Annotated in this window: 13 protein-coding genes; all 13 read right to left on the bottom strand. The window is 71.6% G+C overall.

The window, feature by feature from the left end; all coding sequences use genetic code 11:
* On the bottom strand, positions 1 to 1353 hold the full coding sequence (nuoH, locus tag GA0070609_RS30750) for an NADH-quinone oxidoreductase subunit NuoH (protein ID WP_088997028.1): 1353 nt from the start codon (positions 1351 to 1353) through the stop codon (positions 1 to 3).
* Positions 1350 to 3833: an NADH-quinone oxidoreductase subunit G gene (locus GA0070609_RS30745; RefSeq protein WP_088997027.1), complete on the bottom strand. Its 2484-nt coding sequence runs from the start codon at positions 3831 to 3833 to the stop codon at positions 1350 to 1352. The genes nuoH and GA0070609_RS30745 overlap by 4 nt, the downstream gene beginning before the upstream one ends.
* Positions 3833 to 5149: an NADH-quinone oxidoreductase subunit NuoF gene (gene nuoF, locus GA0070609_RS30740; protein ID WP_088997026.1), complete on the bottom strand. Its 1317-nt coding sequence runs from the start codon at positions 5147 to 5149 to the stop codon at positions 3833 to 3835. The genes GA0070609_RS30745 and nuoF overlap by 1 nt, the downstream gene beginning before the upstream one ends.
* Positions 5146 to 6159, bottom strand: a complete 1014-nt coding sequence (gene nuoE / locus GA0070609_RS30735) for an NADH-quinone oxidoreductase subunit NuoE (protein WP_088997025.1) — start codon at positions 6157 to 6159, stop codon at positions 5146 to 5148. The genes nuoF and nuoE overlap by 4 nt, the downstream gene beginning before the upstream one ends.
* Positions 6156 to 7481, bottom strand: coding sequence for an NADH-quinone oxidoreductase subunit D (locus GA0070609_RS30730; RefSeq protein ID WP_088997024.1), 1326 nt, complete (start codon positions 7479 to 7481; stop codon positions 6156 to 6158). Before GA0070609_RS30730 ends, nuoE begins: the two co-directional genes overlap by 4 nt.
* Positions 7478 to 8203 carry an NADH-quinone oxidoreductase subunit C gene (locus GA0070609_RS30725; RefSeq protein WP_088997023.1) on the bottom strand — a complete coding sequence of 242 codons (726 nt, stop codon included), beginning with the start codon at positions 8201 to 8203 and terminating at the stop codon, positions 7478 to 7480. The genes GA0070609_RS30730 and GA0070609_RS30725 overlap by 4 nt, the downstream gene beginning before the upstream one ends.
* Positions 8204 to 8258: 55 nt before the next feature.
* Positions 8259 to 8933, bottom strand: coding sequence for a NuoB/complex I 20 kDa subunit family protein (locus tag GA0070609_RS30720; protein ID WP_088997022.1), 675 nt, complete (start codon positions 8931 to 8933; stop codon positions 8259 to 8261).
* Between the two features lie 14 nt (positions 8934 to 8947).
* On the bottom strand, positions 8948 to 9313 hold the full coding sequence (locus GA0070609_RS30715) for an NADH-quinone oxidoreductase subunit A (RefSeq protein ID WP_088997021.1): 366 nt from the start codon (positions 9311 to 9313) through the stop codon (positions 8948 to 8950).
* 138 nt (positions 9314 to 9451) lie between these two features.
* Positions 9452 to 10729 carry a geranylgeranyl reductase family protein gene (locus GA0070609_RS30710; protein WP_088997020.1) on the bottom strand — a complete coding sequence of 426 codons (1278 nt, stop codon included), beginning with the start codon at positions 10727 to 10729 and terminating at the stop codon, positions 9452 to 9454.
* Between the two features lie 170 nt (positions 10730 to 10899).
* Entirely contained in the window at positions 10900 to 11127 is a 228-nt protein-coding gene (locus GA0070609_RS30705) for a hypothetical protein (protein ID WP_088997019.1), read from the bottom strand.
* Between the two features lie 218 nt (positions 11128 to 11345).
* Positions 11346 to 12056, bottom strand: a complete 711-nt coding sequence (locus GA0070609_RS30700) for a demethylmenaquinone methyltransferase (RefSeq protein WP_088997018.1) — start codon at positions 12054 to 12056, stop codon at positions 11346 to 11348.
* 107 nt (positions 12057 to 12163) lie between these two features.
* Positions 12164 to 13360 carry a cell wall anchor protein gene (locus tag GA0070609_RS30695; protein ID WP_088997017.1) on the bottom strand — a complete coding sequence of 399 codons (1197 nt, stop codon included), beginning with the start codon at positions 13358 to 13360 and terminating at the stop codon, positions 12164 to 12166.
* Between the two features lie 229 nt (positions 13361 to 13589).
* Positions 13590 to 14780: a cell wall anchor protein gene (locus GA0070609_RS30690; protein WP_088997016.1), complete on the bottom strand. Its 1191-nt coding sequence runs from the start codon at positions 14778 to 14780 to the stop codon at positions 13590 to 13592.
* Positions 14781 to 14899: the final 119 nt, after the last annotated feature.

Below are 14899 nucleotides of genomic sequence, written 5' to 3'. Positions count from 1 at the left end.
TCACACCTCCCTGGAGTCCGTGCCGGCGGCGATGTTGGCCGGCTCCCGCTCGGCGACCACGCGCCTGGTGCGCGGGCTCGGTGGTACCTGCAGGTCCATCGGCGGCAGCGGGAAGCTGCCGTGCGGCCGGTTGTTGACCTGTTCCTGGACCGTCGGCTTGGGCTGCGGCTTGCGGCTCGGCCACAGCAGCGTGGCGAGCAGCAGCAGGCCGGCCGGGATGCCGACCGCGATCAGCTTGCCCTGGGTGTCCCAGTCCTCGATCGAGCGCAGCCCGGCGAGCACCAGGATCCAGACCAGGTTGATCGGCAGCAGCACCTTCCAGCCGAATCGCATGAACTGGTCGTAGCGCAGCCGGGGCAGCGTGCCCCGCAGCCAGACGAAGACGAAGACCAGCGCGATCACCTTGCCGAAGAACCACAGCATCGGCCACCAGCCGGAGTTGGCGCCCTCCCAGAGGGTGATCGGCCACGGCGCGTGCCAGCCGCCGAGGAAGAGCGTCACGGTGACCGCGGACATGGTCACCATGGCGACGTACTCGCTGAGCATGAAGAGCGCGAACTTCAGCGAGCTGTACTCGGTCATGTAGCCCGCGACCAGCTCGGACTCGGCCTCGGGCAGGTCGAACGGCGCCCGGTTGGTCTCACCGACGGTGGCGATGAAGAAGATGACGAAGCTCGGCAGCAGCAGGATCGCGTACCACCCGGGCGCCGGCAGCTCGGTGCCGAACAGGGTCAGCCGGGTGGCGTCTCCCTGGGCGGCGACGATCCCGCTGGTCGACATCGTGCCGGCGGTCATGAACACCGCCACGATGCTCAGCCCCATGGCGACCTCGTACGAGATCATCTGGGCGCTGGAGCGCAGGCCGCCGAGCAGCGGGTAGGTCGAGCCGGAGGCCCAGCCGCCGAGCACGATGCCGTAGATGCCCATCGAGGAGCAGGCGAGGATCACCAGCACCGCCACCGACACGTCGGTGACCTGCAGCGGCGTCCAGTGGCCGAAGATGCTCACCATCGGGCCGAACGGCACCACCGACAGGGTGGTGACCGCGCAGATCACCGAGATGGTCGGCGCGAAGAAGAAGACGACCTTGTCGGCCGACTTCGGCAGGATGTCCTCCTTGAAGGCCATCTTCAGGCCGTCGGCGAGGGTCTGCAGCAGGCCGAACGGGCCAGCCTGGTTGGGGCCGGGCCGCACCGCCATCCGGCCCACGACCCGCCGCTCGAACCAGACGCCGAGCAGCGTGGCGAGCACGGCGAAGACGAAGGCGAAGAGAACCTTGCCGAGGACGAGCCACCACGGGTCCCGGCCGAAGTCGGCCAACGTCGGGTCCTGCGCCAGGTAGACCGCGTTCACTGGATTGCACCCCCTGCGTTGAGGAGCGGGCCGGGGCGGCCGGCGGCGTCCGCGGCCACCGCCGCGGTCGAGATCCGGACCACCGTGCCGGAGCTGGCGCCGAGGCCGCGCCGGACGGTCGAGCCGGGTGAGTTGGTGGGCAGCCAGACGACGCCGTCCGGCATCTCGGTGATCGCCGCCGGCAGGGTCAGCGCCCCGCGGTCGGTGCCCACCGTCACCGGGTCGCCGTCGGCGACGCCGAGCGCCTCGGCGGTGCCCTTGCCCAGCCGGACCACCGGCGGGCGGGCGGTGCCGGCGAGGTGCTCGTCGCCGTCGGTGAGGCTGCCCAGGTCGATCAGCTGGTGCCAGGTCGCCAGCACCGCCTCGCCCGCGCCGGGCGTCGGCACCGTGGCCGGCTCCACCGCCGGGGCGGCCGGCCGCTGGAGCCGGGTGGGCGGCAGCCCGCCCAGCTCGCGCCGGACGCTGAGCACGTCGCCGGTGCCCAGCCGCACGTCGAGCTGCGCGGCCAGCGCGTCCAGCACCCGGCCGTCGCTCATCGCGGCGGTCTGCAGCACCGCCTCGAAGGTGCGCAGCCGGCCCTCCCAGTCCAGGAAGCTGCCGGCCTTCTCGGCCACCGGGGCGACCGGGAAGACCACGTCCGCGCGCCGGGCCACCGCGCTGTTCCGCAGCTCCAGGCTGACCAGGAACGGAACCGCGTCCAGCGCCTGCTCGGCCAGCCGCGGGTCGGCCAGGTCGGCCGGGTCGACGCCGGCCACCACCAGCGCGCCGAGCTGGCCGTTGGCGGCCGCCGCGATGATGCCGTCGGTGTCCCGGCCGGCCTGGCTGGGGATCACTCCGGCCGCGATGTCCCACGCCTCGCCCAGCTCGGCCCGGGCGGCCGGCTCGGTGACCAGGCGGCCGCCGGGAAGCAGGTTGGGCAGGCAGCCCGCGTCGACCGCGCCGCGGTCACCCGCGCGCCGGGGCACCCAGGCCAGCCGAGCCCCGGTACGCCGGGCCACGTCGGCGGCGGCGGAGAGGCCGCCCGGCACCTCGGCGAGCCGCTCGCCGACGATCAGGATGGCACCCTCGGCGCTCAGCGCCTCGGCGACCGTGGCGTGCTCGGCGAGCACGCTGGCCTCCTCGCCGGGCACCACCCGGGCGAGCTTGGCGCCGAGCTTCTCCAGGCCGCGCGTCGCGAACGGCGCGATCGCGTACACCGTCAGCTTCTTCTTCAGGTACGCCTTGCGCAGCCGCAGGAAGAGGATCGGACACTCCTCCTCCGGCTCCAGGCCGACCAGCACCACGGCCGGCGCGTTCTCCACGTCGGCGTAGGTGACGTCGGTGACCCCGGCGACCGAGCTGGCCAGGAACTCGGCCTCCTCGCGGGAGACCGGCCGGGCCCGGAAGTCGATGTCGTTGGTGTTCAGCGCTACCCGGGCGAACTTCGCGTACGCGTAGGCGTCCTCGACGGTCAGCCGGCCGCCGGTGAGCACCGCGGTGCCCTGGCCGCCGTCCCGGGCGGCGCGCAGCCCCTCGGCGGCGACGGTGAGCGCCTCGCTCCAGGACGCCTCGCGCAGCTCACCGGTGCGCTGGTCGCGGACCAGCGGGGTGGTGAGCCGGTCGAAGGCGCGGGTGTACTGGAAGCCCCACCGCCCCTTGTCGCAGTTCCACTCCTCGTTCACCGCCGGGTCGTCGCCGGCCAGCCGGCGCAGCACCTTGCCGCGCCGCCAGTCGGTGCGCTGCGCGCAGCCGGCCGAGCAGTGCTCGCACACGCTCGGGGTGGAGACCAGGTCGAACGGGCGGGCCCGGAACCGGTACTGGGCGCCGGTCAGCGCGCCGACCGGGCAGATCTGCACGGTGTTGCCGGAGAAGTAGGAGTTGAACGGCACGTCGCCGTCCCCGTCCTCCGCGCCGTACGCGTCGTCCCGGTAGATGTTGATCTCCTCGGCGGACGACCGGTTCATCAGGTCGATGAACTTGTCGCCGGCGATCTCCTCGGAGAACCGGGTGCACCGCTGGCAGAGCACGCAGCGCTCCCGGTCCAGCAGCACCTGGGTGCTGATCTCCAGCGGCTTCTCGTACTCCCGCTTGTGCTCGTGGAACCGGGAGTCGGTGCGGCCGGTGGACATCGCCTGGTTCTGCAGCGGGCACTCGCCGCCCTTGTCGCACATCGGGCAGTCGAGCGGGTGGTTGAGCAGCAGCAGCTCCATGACCCCCTCCTGCGCCTTCTTGGCGACGCCGGAGGTGAGCTGGGTGCGGACCACCATGCCGTCGGCGACGGTCTGGGTGCAGGAGGCGACCGGCTTGCGCTGCCCCTCCACCTCGACCAGGCACTGCCGGCACGCGCCGGCCGGGGCCAGCAGCGGGTGGTCGCAGAACCGGGGGATCTCGATCCCCATCTCCTCTGCGACGCGGATCAGCAGCGCGCCCTTGGGGGCGGTGACCTCGACCCCGTCGATGGTGAGCGTGACGGTCTCGGTGTGCTTGGCTACGTCGGTCATTAGTGGGCTCCCACCAGCTGCTTGTCCGACAGCTTCGGCGCGGTACGACCCTCGATGTAGTCGAGGTAGTCCTGCTTGAAGTACTTCAGCGACGAGGTCACCGAGCTGGTCGCGCCGTCACCCAGGCCGCAGAACGAACGGCCGAGGATGTTGTCGCAGGTGTCCAGCAGGGTGTCCAGGTCCTCGTGGGTGCCCTGGCCGGAGAGGATCCGCCGGTAGACCCGGACCATCCAGTAGTTGCCCTCGCGGCACGGGGTGCACTTGCCGCACGACTCGTGGTGGTAGAACTCCAGCCACCGGTAGGTCGCGTAGACCGGGCAGTCCTGGTCGGAGAAGATCTGGGTGGCCGTGGTGCCGAGGATGGACCCGGCCGCGGCCACCGACTCGAAGTCCAGCGGCACGTCCAGGTGCTCGGCGGTGAGCAGCGGCGTCGACGAGCCGCCCGGGGTCCAGAACCTCAGGTTGTGCCCGGGCTGCATCCCGCCGGCCAGCTCCAGCAGCTCGCGCAGGGTGATGCCCATCGAGCACTCGTACTGGCCCGGGTTGGCGATCCGGCCGGAGAGGGAGTAGATCATCGGCCCGGAGGACTTCTCCGTGCCCATGCTCTTCCACCAGTCGGCGCCGCCCAGCACGATGTACGGCACGCTGGCGATGGTGCCGACGTTGTTCACCACCGTCGGGCTGGCGTACAGGCCGTGGGTGGCCGGGAAGGGCGGGCGCAGCCGGGGCTGGCCGCGGAAGCCCTCCAGCGAGTCCAGCAGCGCGGTCTCCTCGCCGCAGATGTACGCCCCGGCGCCGGAGTGCACCACCAGCTCCAGGTCGAAGCCGCTGCCCTGGATGTTGCGGCCCAGGTAGCCCTTGGCGTACGCCTCCTGGACCGCGTTGCGCAGCCGGCGCGCGGCGTGCACCGCCTCGCCCCGGATGTAGATGTAGGCGCGGTTGGCCCGGATCGCGTACGACGCGATGATCACGCCCTCGACCAGCGAGTGCGGGTCGTGCGTCATCAGCGGCAGGTCCTTGCAGGTGCCCGGCTCGCCCTCGTCGGCGTTCACCACCAGGTAGTGCGGCTTGCCGTCACCCTGCGGGATGAAGCCCCACTTCAGACCGGTGGGGAAGCCGGCGCCGCCGCGGCCGCGCAGGCCGGAGTCCTTGACCAGCTGGATCAGGTCGTCCGGGTGGGCCTTGAGCGCCTTGCGCAGCGCCGCGTAGCCGTCCAGCTTCTCGTAGGTGCCGATCCGCCAGGCGTCCGGCGACAGCCAGCGCTTGGTGAGCACGGGAGTGAGCTTGGCCAGCGTCTCCCGTCGAGGCGTCGTCACTTCTGAGCCTCCTTGAGGTTGCGCTCCTGCGCCCCGGCCTCGTCGCCGGCGGGCTTGCCGTCCCCTGCGGGCGGGTTGGCGGCCGTGCCGGCCGCCTCCGCCGCCTGGGCGTCGCGCGGCGACGGCGGCACACCGTCGGTGGGGACCTTGGTGCCGGGGGCGTCCGGGACCGCGGTCCGCGCGTCCGGCTGGCGGGTCTCCGCCGTCCGCACCTGCGGGTTCTTGGCGTCCGGCGCCTTCACGTCGCGGGTGGTGCTGCCGGTCGCGGCGGCCGGTTCGGCCTTCGCCGCCTCGGCCTTCGCCTTCGCCGCGGCCGCGTCGGCCTCCGCCTTGCTGCGGATCGGGGTGTTCGGGTCGAAGCCCGGCACCGAGATGCCGTGCTCCTGCGCCAGCCGCAGGCCGCGCAGGGTCGGCTCGCCCGGACCGCCGTCGGCGACCGCGCCGTCCCGCTCGTCGGCGAAGCCGGCGAGCTGCACCGCCATCTCCTTGAGTGTGCAGAGCCGGGCACCCCGGGTCGGCATCGGCCGGCCGCCGGCGCGCAGCTCGTCGACGACGCCGAGGGCCGCCTGCGGGTCCACGTTGTCGAAAAAGTCGTAGTTGACGGTCATCACCGGGCCGTAGTCGCACGCCGCCAGGCACTCGGCGTGCTCCAGGGTGATCTTCCCGTCGGCGGTGGTCTCGTCGTGCCCGACGCCGAGGTGCTCGGCGAGGGTGTCGTAGACCTCCTGGCCACCGAGCACGTTGCACATCGTGTTGGTGCAGACGCTCACCAGGTAGTCGCCGGTCGGCCGGCGCTTGTACATGGTGTAGAAGGTGGCGACGGCGCCGACCTGGGCCTTGTTCAGCCCGAGCACCTCGGCGCAGAACTCCACCCCGGCCGGGGAGACGTAGCCCTCCTCGGACTGCACCAGGTGCAGCAGCGGCAGCAGCGCCGAGCGGGACCGGTCCGCCGGGTAACGGGCGATGATCTCCCGCGCCCGGGCCCGGGTCTCTTCAGTGAACGTCGTCATCGGTCACAACCACCCATCACGGGGTCCAGCGAGGCGCCGCCGGCGATCACGTCGGCGATCAGGCCGCCCTCGGCCATGGCCGGGAGGGCCTGGAGGTTGACGAAGCTCGGCTCCCGGTAGTGCACCCGGTACGGCCGGGTGCCACCGTCGGAGACCGCGTGCACGCCCAGTTCGCCACGGGGCGACTCGATGCCCACGTAGACCTGGCCCGGCGGCACCCGGAAGCCTTCGGTGACGAGCTTGAAGTGGTGGATCAGCGACTCCATGGACTGACCCATGATCTTCGCGACGTGCTCGAGCGAGTTGCCCATGCCGTCGACGCCGATGGCGAGCTGCGCCGGCCAGGCGATCTTCTTGTCGGCCACCATCACCGGGCCCGGCTTGAGCCGGTCCAGCGCCTGCTCGACCAGCTTGAGCGACTCCCGGATCTCGGCCAGCCGGACCAGGTAGCGGCCCCACACGTCGCCGTCGGTGTGGGTCGGGACGTCGAACTCGTACGTCTCGTAGCCGCAGTACGGCATGGTCTTGCGCAGGTCCCAGGCGAGGCCGGCGGAGCGCAGCACCGGGCCGGTCACGCCGAGCGCGAGGCAGCCGGTCACGTCGAGCACCGCGACGTTCTTCGTCCGCTCGAGCCAGATCGGCTGGCCGGAGAGGAGGTTCTCGTACTCCTTGAGCCGCTTCGGCATCAGCTTCAGGAACTCGCGGATCTTGACGATCGCCTCGTCCGGCACGTCCTGTGCCACGCCGCCCGGCCGGACGTACGCGTGGTTCATCCGCAGGCCGGTGATGATCTCGAAGATCTCGAGGATGTGCTCCCGCTCCCGGAAGCCGTAGAGCATCATGTTGATCGCGCCCAGCTCCATGGCGGTGGTGGCCACCCAGACCAGGTGCGAGGAGATCCGGTTCAGCTCCATCATGAGGACCCGGATGGTGTTCGCCCGCTCGGTGATCTGCTCGGTGATCCCGAGCAGCTTCTCCACCGCCAGCGCGTACGCCGTCTCGTTGAAGATCGGGGAGAGGTAGTCCATCCGGGTCACGAAGGTGCTGCCCTGGACCCAGTTGCGGTACTCGAGGTTCTTCTCGATGCCGGTGTGCAGGTAGCCGACCACCGAGCGAGCCTCGCGGACCGTCTCACCCTCGAGTTCGAGGATCAGCCGGAGCACGCCGTGCGTGGACGGGTGCTGCGGACCCATGTTGACGACGATCCGCTCGTCGTTGATCGGGTCGGTGCCGGAGACCACGTTGTCCCAGTCCCCACCGGTGACGGTGAAGACCTTGCCCTCGGCGGTCTCCCGCTCGGTCGCGTAGTTGGACGTGCTCACTGGTACGACCTCCTCCGGTCCGGCGGCGGAATCTCGGCGCCCTTGTACTCCACCGGCACGCCGCCGAGCGGGTAGTCCTTGCGCTGCGGGTGCCCCTCCCAGTCGTCCGGCATCAGGATCCGGGTCAGGTTGGGGTGGCCGTCGAAGACGATGCCGAACATGTCGTACGCCTCGCGCTCCTGCCAGTCCGCGGTCGGGTAGATCGCGGTGACGCTGGGCAGGTGCGGGTCCTCGGCGGAAACCGCGGCCTCCAGCCGCACCGTGCGGCGGTAGGTCATCGAGGTGAGCTGGTAGACGACGTGCAGCCGGCGGGCGTCGGCCCCGAGGTAGTCCACCCCGGACACCGACGAGCAGAGCTCGAAGCGGAGCGCGAGGTCGTCGCGCATCACCTGGCAGACCTCGGCGATCCGCTCGGGGCGTACGTGCAGGGTCAGCTCACCCCGGTCGACCACGACCTTCTCGATCGCGTCGGCGAAGGCCGGATACGCCTCCTCCAGCGCGTCGCGCACCTCGTCGAAGTAGCCGCCGTACGGCCGGGGCGAGTCCTCGATCGCGCGGCGCGGGCGGATCAGGCCGCCGTAGCCGGACACGTCGCCGGTGCCCTGGTTGCCGAACATGCCGCGACCGGCCGGGCTGGCCGGCGGGTACTCCGCCGGCGCCCCGCTGGTGGCGCCGGCCGGCGTGACCGGTACCGGTACGCCGCCGTCGTTGGGTGCGGTCACCGTGCCTGCCCTCCGTTCACGACTGCGGGGCTCCGCTCCGCCGCACTGCTCGCGTTCACCGCGACCCTCCGTGCTGCAGGTGGTTCTGGGCCTTCATCCAGTTCTCGATCCGCAGCTGCTCCTCGCGACCCTCACGGACGGCCTGCGTCCACTCGGCCCGCCGGGCCTTGTCGCTGCGGTACGACGAGGGCATCGAGCCGTACGGGACGACCGGGACGTCACCGCGGGCCTTGCGCGCCTCCAGCATCTTGCGGCCGTTCGGGCCGAGCGGCTCATGCATGATCTTCTCGCGCAGCTTGAGCACCGCGTCGATGAGCATCTCGGGCCGGGGCGGGCAGCCGGGGAGGTACATGTCGACCGGGACGATGTGGTCGACGCCCTGCACGATGGCGTAGTTGTTGAACATGCCACCGCTGCTGGCGCAGACGCCCATGGAGATGACCCAGCGGGGCTCGGCCATCTGGTCGTAGATCTGGCGCAGCACCGGGGCCATCTTCTGGCTCACCCGGCCGGCCACGATCATCAGGTCGGCCTGCCGCGGCGAGGCGCGGAAGACCTCCATACCCCAGCGGCCCATGTCGTAGTGCGGGCCGCCGGCCGCCATCATCTCGATCGCACAGCACGCCAAGCCGAAGGTGGCACCCCAGACCGACGTCTTCCGCGACCAGTTGACCAGCTTCTCCACCGAGGTGAGCAGGACACCGGCGGGAAGCTTCTCCTCGATACCCATCTGAGGTTCCTCCCTCAGTCCCAGTCCAGGCCGCCGCGCCGCCACACGTAGGCGTACGCGACGAAGACCGCGACGATGAACAGGACCATCTCCACGAAGCCGAAGATCGGCAGGGCGTCGAACGAGACCGCCCAGGGATAGAGGAAGATGATCTCGATGTCGAAGACGATGAAGAGCATCGCCGTCAGGTAGAACTTGATCGGGAACCGCCCACCGCCGACCGGCTGGGGGCTGGGCTCGATGCCGCACTCGTACGCCTCGAGCTTGGCCTTGTTGTAGCGCCGGGGGCCGGCGAAGCGGGCGGCCGCCACGGAGAACAGCGCGAACGCCGCGGCGATGGCGAACAGCCCGATGATCGGTGCGTAAGGGGAGAGCGTCATCGTTATCTCCTGCTCGTCCTTCCCTGCCCTCGGTGCTTGACAAAAATCACACTATTCACGTCCCATTCGGCGACCTGCGCCGGGGGGCCGATCTCTGTGCTCCGGGCCCGCGATCGTCACGGACCGTGGATCCAGTGGTCACACGGCCGGAGCCACCTTCGTCATCGCGTTGATGACCCGGTCCATCGCGTCCCCGCCGCGCGGGTCGGTCAGGTTGGCCAGCAGCTTGAGGACGAAGCGCATCAGCATCGGGTGCGGCATGCCGTGCCGGGTGGCCATCCGCATGATCTCCGGACGGCCGATCAGCTTCACGAAGATGCCGCCGAGCCGGTAGTAGCCACCGAACCGCGCCTTGAGCTCGGTCGAGTACGCGGTCAGCGCCCGCTCCCGCTCGGCGCCCGCCGGCCGGGCCAGGGCCTGCACCGCGATCTCCGCGGCCAGCTCGCCGGACTCCATCGCGTACGCGATGCCCTCGCCGTTGAACGGGTTGACCATGCCGCCGGAGTCGCCGACCAGCATCACCCCGCGGGTGTAGTGCGGCACCCGGTTGAAGCCCATCGGCAGCGCCGCGCCGAGGATCGGACCCTCCGCGTTGGACTCGTCGGTCATGCCCCAGTCGGCCGGGGTGTTCGCCAGCCAGTCGGTCAGCAGCCGCCGGTAGTTGGTCTTGCCGAAGGCGGACGAGGAGTTGAGCACGCCGAGGCCGACGTTGACCCGGCCGTCACCGAGGCCGAAGATCCAGCCGTACCCGGGCAGCAGGTTGTCGCCGCTGTCCTTGCTGCGCAGCTCCAGCCAGGACTCCAGGTAGTTGTCGTCGTGCTTGGCCGGGCAGCGGTAGTAGCGGCGCACCGCGACCCCGATCGGCCGGTCCTCCCGCTTGGCCAGCCCGAGGGCGAGTGGGAAGCGGCCGGAGACGCCGTCGGCCGCGACCACCAGCGGCGCGTGGAAGGTCGCGGGGGCCTTGTCCGGGCCCACCTCCGCCTCGACGCCGATCACCCGGCCGTCCGGGTCGAGCACCGGGCCGGTGACGTTCACGCTGGTGCGCAGCTTGGCGCCGGCGGCGACCGCCCGCTGGGCGAGCAGGTCGTCGAAGTCGAGCCGGGTGCGCACCAGCCCGTAGTTGGGGAAGCTCGCCAGGTCGGGCCAGTCCAGCTCCAGCCGGACCCCGCCGCCGATCACCCGCAGTCCCCGGTTGTGCAGCCAGCCGGCCTCCTCCGAGGTGTCCACGCCCATCCGGACCAACTGCCGCACCGCGCGCGGCGTCAGCCCGTCTCCGCAGACCTTCTCCCGGGGAAACTCGGTCTTCTCCAGCAGCAGCACCCGTACGCCGTGCCGAGCCAGGTGGTACGCGGTCGCCGACCCACCGGGACCGGCGCCCACGACGATGACGTCGGCGTCGTGCTCCACCGCGGTCATCCGCGCCTCCTCCCGCATGCTCGTGAAATGCTTCACAAGCCAGTCGGGAGGGAGTCTATGACCGGGGTAACACCGGCGCCCGCTGAGGGGTACCTAACTTGCCGGAAACCCGGTTGACTGGCGCTCACCTGGGGCGGAGCGGCCGCCGATCCCGGGCGTGGGGCGCGGTGTCAGCGCCGGGCGGGGCTGGCCGGGTCCAGTCCGGCGTCGTGCCGGATCGTCTCCGGCAGGTGCTCGCGCAACGCGCCACCGGCGGCGCGGTCGAGCGCGGCCAGCACCTCGGCCACCACCTGGCGGACGTCGGCGGGATCCGCACCGGCCAACTCCTTGAGCTGCGCGATGAGTTCGGCCGCGTCCTCGTCGGTGGCCGCCACCTCGTCCGGCCGCTCGGGTCTCATGCCGCAGAGCGTACGGAACAAAATGGACTAAAGACGGATATTCACGAAATCAGGCGGCCTGGGTCAGCCACCCCGAGCCGGGGTGCCCACCGGCGCCCACCACCACCAGCTGCCGACCACGCCGGACCTCGCCGCGCAGCCACGGGCCACCGAAACTCCGCCGGCGACAGCCGGAGGCTGGCGGCAGCGCCGGTGGTCGGCGGCAGCCGGCGGCCGGGTCAGGGGCGGATGCCGCGGTGCAGGGCGACGATGCCACCGGTCAGGTTGCGCCAGGCCACCTTGCCCCAGCCGGCCGCGCCGATCCGCGCCGCCAGCCCGGCCTGGTCGGGCCAGGCCTGGATCGACTCGGCAAGGTAGACGTACGCGTCCGGGTTGCTGGAGACCGCGCGGGCCACCGCCGGCAGCGACCGCATCAGGTACGACAGGTAGACCGTGCGGAACGCGGGGTTGACCGGCCGGCTGAACTCGCAGACCACCAGCCGCCCGCCGGGCCGGGTCACCCGGGCCAGCTCGCGCAGCGCCGCCTCGGTGTCCACCACGTTGCGCAGCGCGAAGGAGATGGTCACCGCGTCGAAGCTGGCGTCGGCGAAGGGCAGCCGCAGCGCGTCCCCGGCCACCAGCGGCACCAGCGGGCGGCGGCGCTTGCCGGCGTACAGCATGCCGAGCGACAGGTCGGCGCCGACCGCGTACGCCCCGGACTGGGCCAGCTCCTCGGTGGAGACGCCGGTGCCGGCGCCGACGTCCAGCACCCGCTCACCGGGGCGCAGCCCGAGCGCCTCCCGGGTCGCCCGCCGCCAGAACCGGTCCTGGCCGAACGAAAGGACGGTGTTGGTCAGGTCGTAACGCGCGGCCACGCCGTCGAACATCGCGGCGACCTCGTGCGGCTGCTTGTCCAGGCTGGCGCGCTGGCCCTGGGGGGTACGGCTCACCCCTCCACTCTGCCAGCCGGGCGACCGCCGACGGCCGCAGGGTCGTCCCCGGCGCCGGACGCGAACGGGCGGGGTGGTCACCCACCCCGCCCGTCACGTGTCACCCGTCAGTCGGTCGACTTCTCGTCGCCCGGGGCCACCAGGACCACCCGGCGCCGCCGGGAGATCAGCAGCAGCGCGCCACCGGCCAGCAGGACGGCCGCGCCGATCCCGCCGATCAGGCCGGCCTGCACACCGGTCACTGGCAGGCCACCGCCGTCACCACCGGTGCCCGGCGTCGGGGAGGCCGTCGGCCCACCGGTCGGGGTCGGGGTCGGGGTCGGCCCCGCCGTCAGGTCGACGAACACGTCGAACTGGGCGATGTTGTCACCCTGGTCGGTCTCGGTGAAGGCCTTGCGCTGCGTCCCGCTGGCGATCCGCGGCGCCTCCTCCGGCGCGCCCTCGGCGGCGTCCAGACCGGAGGCGAAGAGGAAGCCGGGGCGCAGCACCGGCTCGGTCACGCCCGCGCCGACCTTCACCCGCACGTCGGCGGTGTAGTACTGGCCCGGCTTCAACACCACGCCGGAGTCCTCGCAGTACGCCTGGGCGAGGCCACCCAGCGTCTGCTCGACGCAGCCCTCCGGCAGTTCGGCGAAGGTCACATCGGCCGGCAGCGTGATGCCGTACGCGATCCCGGTCGCCTTGCGGCTGCCGTCGTTGAAGACCGCCCAGTCCAGCGGCGCGGTGTCACCCGGCCGGACCGGCTTGAGCCCGGTCTCGCCGGCCTCGTCGCCGTCCACCTGCACGTCGGCGTAGACGTCCTGCACCCAGGTGGTGAGGTCGTAGCCGGGCTTGGCGACGGTGATGTCGTGGTCGACGCTGTCGCCCTCCGCGTTGGCCGCGCTGATGGTGACCTTCAACGTGCCGGCGGCGCCGCGCCCGCCGGTGGAGAAGATCGGGATGCCGAAGTCCTCGGTGGTGCCGGCCGTCAGGTCGCCCAGCAGGCAGCTGAACGTGCTGCCCTCGACCTCGCAGCCCTCGGGCACCACCACGCCGACCTTGGGCTTCTTCGGGTTGAGGCCCTTGGTGTCCACCAGGACGCGGACGTCCTCGGCGTCCACCGTGCTGGTGTTGGCGACCTGGAACTTGAACGGCTTGGCCTTGGCCTCCTTGACGCCCTTGGCCAGCTCGTAGCTGAGCGGGATCAGCTGGAGCTCCGCGGTGTCGGCGGCGTGGGCCGGGGCGGCCGCGACGGTCACGCCGCCGACCGCGAGCAGGGCTGCGACGCCCGCGCGGGCCAGCGCGGAACGGTGGAACGGTGTCATCGATCCCCCGGGGTTAGGGAAGAAACTGATGGTTGCGGAACCGAGCGGACGCTATCGGAGATCGAGCGGCGTACGCCAGCGCCGCCGTACGAGTCGCGTCCAGGGCTGCCCGGATGGACGAACAGTGGGGGCGGGATGGTCACCCATCCCGCCCCCACTGCCGTACCTGATATGTGAACGGCCCTCGTGGACCGATGGAGGACGGTGGAACCGCCGGGCCGGTCGCCCGTCAGGCGGCCGGCCGCTCGTCGTTCGGGGTCACCAGGACCACCCGACGACGCCGCGCCAGCACGAACAGTGTGCCACCGACAGCCAGCACCGCCACGCCGACGCCACCGATCAGACCGGCCTGCGCACCGGTGACGGGCAGGCCGCCGTCGCCACCGCCCCCGCCGCCGGTCACGGCGGCCACCTTCACCGTGAAGTCGTCGCTGTCGTCGCTCGGGTCGATGTCCTCGGCGACGTCGATCTTCGTGGTCAGGAACGGCGGCAGCTCGCCGCCGGCCGCCCGGGCCAGGCTCTTGTCGGTCACCGGCAGGGCGCCACGGGAGGTGGCCGACACGGTGCCACCGGACAGCAGCACCGGCGCCGGCACGTCAGCGGCGACCTTCACCGCGAAGACGCCGTACACCGTCTTGCCCGGCATCAGCCGGGTGGTGCCCGCCGCGCAGGTCGCCCGGCGCCGGTCGGCACTCACCTCGCACCCCTTCAGACGCTCGCTGAAGGTGACCCCCTCCGGCAGGGACGCGACGAAGTCGAGGCCGTCGGCGATCATGTCGCCCTGGTTGCCGAAGGCCGCGAAGACGATGGTCTCGTCACCCGGGTTGAGCGTGTGCTTCAGCAACTCCGGCTCGCCGCCGGGCTCCCAGGCCACCTGGGAATCGACGTCCGGGGCCCACACCTCCAGGTCGACGCCGTTCTCGGTGGTGAGTTCGATCTGGACGGTCTTGGAGTCGTTCTCGGAGTTGATGTCGCCCGGTGCCACCACGGTGAACGTGACGGGCGCCGAGTACGCCTCCTTCAGCCCCTCGGCGGCGCGGAACACGACCAGCGGCAGGTCGGACGTGGTGCCGGGCTCCGGGACGGCGAAGTCGTGGATGGCGCACTCCCAGACCCGCCGGCCGGCGGACTCGGTCTCCGCACACTTCTCCTCGGCGAACGGAGCGAGCGTCACCTTGTCCAGGTCGAGCTGCGTGACGTCGATGTTGATCTTGACGCCGGTCGGGGTGTCCTCGCCCCTGTTGGTGAGCTTGATGGAGCCGAGCTTGTCGGTGGTGCCCGCGGCGAGGCGGGTGCCGGCGACGTCGATCGACAGGTCGGTGCCGGTGTCCTCGGCGTACGCGGGAGCGCCGAGCGCGGCGAACGCACCCGAGGTGAGCAGGGCGGCGGCCCCGAGCCGTGCCAGGTTACGGAAGATCATGTGAGAGGTTCCCCCGTGGGCAGGATGATCGGTAGGCCGCACCATAGCCACCGGCCACCCGCCCCGCTGTCCCTACGCCGCCGGCCAGCCGTCGGCGACCGTCTCGGCCACGAGCACCT

Source organism: Micromonospora echinaurantiaca (genome assembly GCF_900090235.1).
In the GTDB taxonomy this organism is placed as follows: Bacteria; Actinomycetota; Actinomycetes; order Mycobacteriales; family Micromonosporaceae; genus Micromonospora; species Micromonospora echinaurantiaca.
Note: the sequence above shows the minus strand (reverse complement) of the source record. Positions and strands in the feature narration are given on the sequence as shown.